General features: G+C 72.8%; 6 protein-coding genes. 4 read left to right on the forward strand and 2 right to left on the reverse strand.

Features of this window, described 5'->3' with window-relative positions; translation table 11 throughout:
- Window positions 1-1,299, reverse strand: a 1,299-nt coding sequence (locus AX737_RS20185) for a histidine kinase dimerization/phospho-acceptor domain-containing protein (RefSeq protein WP_245293481.1), incomplete at its 3' end; no start/stop codon positions are given.
- A 380-nt stretch (window positions 1,300-1,679) separates the two neighbouring features.
- On the opposite strand from AX737_RS20185, the gene AX737_RS20190 reads away from it, so the two are divergent.
- Window positions 1,680-3,023 (forward strand): dicarboxylate/amino acid:cation symporter, encoded by a 1,344-nt coding sequence (locus AX737_RS20190; protein ID WP_066924413.1) that lies wholly within the window; start codon window positions 1,680-1,682, stop codon window positions 3,021-3,023.
- A gap of 154 nt (window positions 3,024-3,177) precedes the next feature.
- Entirely contained in the window at window positions 3,178-3,927 is a 750-nt protein-coding gene (locus AX737_RS20195) for a ComF family protein (RefSeq protein WP_066924416.1), read from the forward strand.
- Between the two features lie 4 nt (window positions 3,928-3,931).
- Here the strand turns inward: AX737_RS20195 and AX737_RS20200 are convergent, their stop codons facing one another.
- The gene (locus AX737_RS20200; RefSeq protein WP_066924414.1) at window positions 3,932-4,528 is read right to left on the reverse strand and encodes a GNAT family N-acetyltransferase; all 597 of its coding nucleotides are present in this window, start codon (window positions 4,526-4,528) and stop codon (window positions 3,932-3,934) included.
- Between the two features lie 263 nt (window positions 4,529-4,791).
- On the opposite strand from AX737_RS20200, the gene zapE reads away from it, so the two are divergent.
- Window positions 4,792-6,009, forward strand: coding sequence for a cell division protein ZapE (gene zapE, locus AX737_RS20205; RefSeq protein WP_066924415.1), 1,218 nt, complete (start codon window positions 4,792-4,794; stop codon window positions 6,007-6,009).
- Between the two features lie 84 nt (window positions 6,010-6,093).
- A partial coding sequence (locus AX737_RS20210; RefSeq protein WP_156453851.1) for a hypothetical protein occupies window positions 6,094-6,337 on the forward strand: 244 nt, incomplete at its 3' end.

A 6,337-nucleotide genomic window follows, 5' to 3' on the forward strand; every position in this document is an offset into this window, starting at 1 on the left:
GGTCAGACCGCCGATCCGCTCGACGAGCCGGCCGATCGCCGCGACGTTCTCGGCCGCGTCGTCCACCCGCCCGCGCCGGACCAGGATGCCGGTGTTGTCGGCGTAGGAGCGGATCGCGGCCAGCGGCTGGTTGATCTCGTGCGCCATGCTGGCGGCGAACTGGCCGAGCGCGGCGAGCCGTCCCGCCTGGGCGAGTTCCCGGCCGAGGCGCTCGCGCTCGGCCTCGGAGCGGGCGCGCTCGAGGATCTCCTCGCGCAGGCGGTCGTTGGCCGCGCTCAGTTCCCGGGTGCGCTCGCTTACCCGTGCCTCCAGCTCGATCCGGCGCGCGCCCTCTTCCGCGAGCCGGGCCTGCGTGCGGGCCCGGCGGCCGATCAGGGTGCCGAGGCCGAGGCAGACGAGACCGGTCGCCAGCAGCGCGATCACCCGACCCTGGGTGCGCTCGCGCTCGACCGCCGCCGCGATCGGCGTGAGCGTGCGGATGCGCCAGTCGGTGTCGCGCACGGGCGCGTCGAGCATCAGCATGAGCTGGGCCGGCGCCGCACCGCGGCCGAGGCGGACGAGGTCGTCCCCCGCCGGGTGCAGCGGCAGCGGGTCCAGCGGCGCGTCGCCGAATTCCAGCGCCTCGCGGCTGCGGTCGCGCGCCGCGGCATCCAGCGCTGCGAGCGTGCGGAAGCGCCACGCCGGATCGCTCGCCACCAGGACGATGCCGCGGGCATCCGTGACGAGCACGCGCTCGCGCACCTCGCGCCACGCCGCCTCGACCCCGTCGAACTCCACCTTCACCACCACGACGCCGACACCCTCGCCGACCCGGCGCGCGAGGTAGAGGCCGGGCCGTCCGCTCACGGTGCCGAGGGCGAACTGGGATCCGGAGCCCTCCGCCACGGCCGCGCGGAAGTAGGGCCGGAAGGCGTAGTTGTTGCCCACGAAGCTGCGTCCGCTCGCGGCGTTGCTCGCCGCGACCGTCAGCCCGTCCGGCCGGATCACGTAGATCACCGCGGCGCCCGTCGCCCCCGCGACCTCCGCGAGCCGTGCGCTCACCCGGTCGGCGAGGCCCGCGCCCGCGTCCGGCCGCAGCACGGCGGCGATCTCCGGGTCGGCCGCGAGCGCCAGCGGAAGGGCGCTCTGGCGCTGCATCTCGGTGTGCAGGGCGCCGGCCTGTATCGTCAGCGTGGCGCGCGCGGTCCGGCGCAGGTCGGCGAGCGCCCAGCGCTCGGCCACGCGTCCCCCGGCCCAGGTCGCGGCCAGCATCGCCAGCACGCAGAGCCCGAGCAGGAGCCACTGGAGGGCGCCGCGCAGCCCGTCATCCGCGCCCCTGTCCGCATCCCTGCTCGCGCCCGCATCCACGCGCCTGTCCGGCGCGCTCACGGCTCGTCGCCCGGTGCGGGAAACCGGAACGCGGCGGGTGCGCGATTGCGGAACCTCGGAACGGCCGACGGCGGGCGAACACGTGCCATGCAGAAAAATGCTTCCCCGACAGGGCTTTAACAAAATCTTCACGCGGTTCCGGAGCTGGCACGCCCGTTGCCATTCACCTGGCGTAACGCAGTCCTGCCACCCGCGCATGACTGCAAGCCCCCGGGCCAAAAGCAAGAGCGCGGTCTCCCGGATGCCCACGGCTCCGAGGACCGGGAAACGACAGACCCAACCTTCGAACCGGATCCTGAGGAGATGCCCTGATGGCCGCCGTACCCTCCCCACTCACCGCGCCGCACGCCCCGGCCAAGCCCAAGCCGATCTACCGCACGCTGTACTTCCAAGTGCTGGTCGCCGTGGCCATCGGCATCACGCTCGGCCACTTCTACCCGCAGATCGGCGCCGACATGAAGCCGCTCGGCGACGCCTTCATCAAGCTCGTCAAGATGATCATCGCGCCGGTGATCTTCCTCACCGTCGTCTCCGGCATCGCCGGCATGACCAACCTGGAGAAGGTCGGCCGCGTCGGCGGCAAGGCGCTCATCTACTTCATCACCTTCTCGACGCTGGCGCTCATCGTCGGCCTGGTCGTGGCGAACCTCGTCCAGCCGGGCGCGGGGATGCACATCGATCCGAAGTCGCTCGATCCGAAGCAGATCGCGATGTACGCCGAGAAGGCGAAGACGCAGTCGATCACCGACTTCCTGATGAACATCATCCCCTCGACCGCGGTGGGTGCGTTCTCGGGCGGCGAGATCCTGCAGGTCCTGTTCTTCTCGGTGCTGTTCGGCTTCGGCCTCGCCTTCCTGGGTGATCGCGGCAAGCCGGTGCTCGACTTCATCAAGATCCTGTCCGAGGCCATCTTCGGCGTCGTCCACATCATCATGAAGGTCGCTCCCATCGGGGCCTTCGGCGCCATGGCCTTCACCATCGGCAAGTACGGCATCTCCTCGCTCGCCAACCTCGCCTACCTCGTCGGCGCCTTCTACCTGACCTCGGCGATCTTCGTGCTCGGCGTGCTCGGTGCGGTCGCCCGCTACAACGGCTTCTCGATCATCAAGCTGATCCGCTACATCAAGGAGGAGCTGCTCCTGGTGCTGGGCACCTCGTCGTCCGAGTCGGCGCTTCCCTCGCTGCTCGAGAAGATGGAGCGCGCGGGCTGCTCGAAGCCGGTGGTCGGCCTCGTCGTCCCGACGGGCTACTCGTTCAACCTCGACGGCACCAACATCTACATGACGATGGCGGCGCTCTTCATCGCCCAGGCGACGGACACGCCCCTGTCCTACGGCGAGCAGGGCCTCCTCCTTCTCGTGGCGATGCTCTCCTCGAAGGGCGCGGCCGGCGTCACCGGCTCGGGCTTCATCACCCTGGCGGCGACGCTGGCGGTGGTCCCCTCGGTGCCGGTGGTGGGCATGGCCCTGATCCTCGGCGTGGACCGCTTCATGTCGGAGTGCCGCGCGCTCACCAACTTCATCGGCAACGCGGTGGCCTGCATCGTGGTCGCCCGCTGGGAGGGCGAGGTCGACGAGGCCCAGCTCGCCGCCACCCTCGGCCGCAACGCCACCGGCAAGTCGGCCCCCGCCCCGGCCCTGCAACCGGCCGAGTGAGGCCTGCGCGCCGCCTCGCCGCGGCGCGCAACCGGACGGACGGAGCCCCGCGCCGAGAGGCGCGGGGCTTTCCTTTTGGGGCGGGTACCCTGGACGAAGCGGGGCCGTCCCGCCGATGATCGATCCGACGACTCAAGCCACCCGGGATGCGCCGATGCAGCCCCGCACCGCCCTGCGCGGCCTCGCCCGCGCTGCGCTCGCGCTGGTCTACCCGCCGAGCTGCGCCGGCTGCGGCGGCGCGACCATGGATCCGGGCGCCCTCTGCCCGGACTGCTGGTCGGCGCTGCGGCTGATCGAGGCGCCGCTCTGCCCGCGCTACGGCACGCCGCTCGCCCTCGATCCCGGGATCGGGGCGCTCTACTCGCCCCGCGCCATCGCGGATCCGCCGGTGTTCGAGCGCGCCCGTGCGGTCGCGCTCTACGACGACACCGCGCGCCGGATGGTGCACCGCTTGAAGTACGAGGACCGGCTCGACCTCGCGCTCGCGATGGGCCGCATGATGGCGGCGAGCGGACGCGAGCTCCTGGCCGAGGCCGATTGCGTGGTGCCGGTTCCGCTGCACCGCTGGCGCCTGTGGCGGCGGCGCTTCAACCAGGCGGCGCTACTGGCCCGGCCGCTCGCGCGGGGCGCCGGGCTGCCCTACGAGCCGCGGGTGCTCGCCCGGGTCCGGGCGACGCGCCCGCAGGTGGGCCTGAGCCGGGCGGGTCGCGCCGAGAACCTGCAGGGCGCCTTCCGGGTGCCGCCGGAGCGCCGGGGGGGGCTCCAGGGCCGCCGGGTGCTGCTCGTGGACGACGTCACCACCACGGGCGCCACGGCGAACGCGGCCGCCCGGGCGCTGATGCGCGGCGGGGCCGCCGCGGTCGATCTCCTCACCTTCGCGCTGGTGGCCGAGCCGCTGGGCTGAGCCGTCAGGCCGCGTTCTCCTCGGGGATGGCCGGCTGGATCACCGAGAGCGTGAAGTCGTAGGCCTCGGCGATGCCCTCGTACCAGAGCGAGAAGGGCGTCGCCTGGACGAGGCGGAGGTCGCCCCGCGTCTCGCGGGCACCCCGGTGCAGGTCGGCGCCGAGCTTGGCCGCGAGACGCAGCATCGGCTTGTTCCGGTCGAGGCAGCGCACGTGCAGGGTGCCGACGCCACGGTTGCGCGCCGCGCGGGCGATGCGGCCGAAGAGAGCCGTGCCGATGCCGCGGCGGCGGAATTCCCGCTCCACCGCGAAGGCGGCCTCGGCTTCGGCACCGAGCATGAATCCGCTGCGCGGCCCGCCGGACGGGCGCAGCTCGCCGAGGCCGCGCAGCACGCCGTCCACGAAGGCGCCGACCACCAGCCCCTCGGCGGTGACGGCACGCTCGGCGTACGCGCGCACGCCGGCCTCGCCGACGGCGCCCATGAAGCGGTTGGCCCGGGTCTCGGGATCCAGCCGCAGGAAGTAGTCGAGGACGGCCGGGCGGTCGCCCGGCCAGAGGCGCCGGATCGTGTGTCCGGGCGCCGCGTGTTCTGGCAGTGCCATACAGGATCTCCGGTCGGCGGCGCGATGCGCGCGGGATCGGACGTCCCTCCCAAGGCCCGGCTGATGTGGCACCGAACCGGGAGTTGTGCAATGCAGCAAATTGCGCAGCCGTACGGCCGAGCCATGCGTCCTGTCCCATGGGCCGGCGACAGGCGCCCCCTATCGTGAAGGCGCACGGGTTGATCGCACCCCCTCCCGGAGGGCAGATCGGCGCCTGCGGGGACGCCCGCCCGCTGCGCGAGACCAGGCCCGGAGGCCGCACCGTGACATCGAGTTCGAGCCCGCAGCACCCCTCCCTCAGCGGGGCCGCCGCCCCCTCGGGGCCCGTGCAGCAGCGCTACGACGCCCTCGTCCGCTCGGGCGCGATCGAGCGCGACGCGGCCCAATTGCAGGTCGTGCGCGCCCTCGACGGGCTCCTGCAGGCGCTCGCGCGCCGGCAGCGTGCCCGCAAGGGCAGCGCGCTCGGCTGGCTGTTCGGCCGCAAGGAGACGGCCGCCCCCCCGCGGGGCCTCTACATCTGGGGCTCGGTCGGGCGCGGCAAGACCATGCTGATGGACCTGTTCCACGAGGCGGCACCCGGCCCCAAGCGGCGGGTGCATTTCCACGGCTTCCTGGCGGACGCGCACGAGCGCATCCACAACTACCGGCAGGCGCTCAAGCGCGGCGAGGTGAAGGGCGACGACCCGATCGGCCCGGTCGCCGACGCGCTCGCGGGCGAGGCCAGCCTGCTCTGCTTCGACGAATTCACGGTCACGGACATCGCCGACGCGATGATCCTGGGTCGGCTGTTCAAGGCCCTGTTCGCCCGGGGCGTCACGGTGGTGGCGACCTCGAACGTCGAGCCCGATCGGCTCTACGAGGGCGGTCTCAACCGAGCGCTCTTTTTGCCCTTCATCGCCGAGCTGACCGAGCGCGTCTCGGTGATGCGCCTGGATTCACGCACCGATTTCCGCCTGGAGAAGCTCGGCGGCGCGCCCGTCTACCACGTGCCGGCCGACGATGCGGCCCGGGCGGCGCTGGACGCCGCCTTCCGCAGCCTCACCGGCAAGGCCAGGGGACGGCCGGGGAGCGTCCGGGTGCAGGGACGCGACGTCGCGGTGCCCGAGGAGGCCGCGGGGGTCGCCCGCTTCGGCTTCCGCGACCTCTGCGCCCGGCCGCTCGGCGCCTCGGACTACATGGCGCTCGCGCGCAGCTTCCACACGCTGATCGTCTCGGACATACCCGTGATGGGCGAGGCCCAGCGCAACGAGGCCAAGCGCTTCATCACGCTCATCGACACGCTCTACGACGCGCAGGTGAAGCTCGTCGCCTCGGCCGATGCCGAGGCCCAGGCGCTCTACACGGCGCGCGAGGGCCGCGAGGCCTTCGAGTTCGACCGCACCGTCTCGCGCCTGATCGAGATGCGCTCCTCGGAATACCTCGCGCTGCCCCACGGCAGGGCCGAGCCGAGCGGGTCGAGCGCCGGGCTGGTCGAGACCTGAGCCGGCGCCCGGACCGAACGCGGGGTCGCTTCCGCGTGCGCGCGATCTATGTCCTCCCGGCCCATCCCGCACGCGACACGTCCCATGCCCACTGCATTCCTCCGGCTGCGCCGTTCCCGCTGGCGCGGCAGCGCCCCCTTCGCTGCCCTGCTCGGCTCGCCGGTCGCCTTCGCGCTGCTGCTCGTCGCGCTGGTGGCGGGCGGATGGAACTACCTCGCCGGGGAGGCGAATCGGGCGGAGGCCGCGGGCGGCACCGGCACGATCGCCGGCCTCGAACGCCTGCTCTCCGCCGTGAAGGATCTGGAAGCGAGCCAGCGCGGCTACGTGC

The organism is Methylobacterium sp. CCH5-D2 (genome assembly GCF_001556475.1).
In the GTDB taxonomy this organism is placed as follows: domain Bacteria; phylum Pseudomonadota; class Alphaproteobacteria; order Rhizobiales; family Beijerinckiaceae; genus Methylobacterium; species Methylobacterium hispanicum.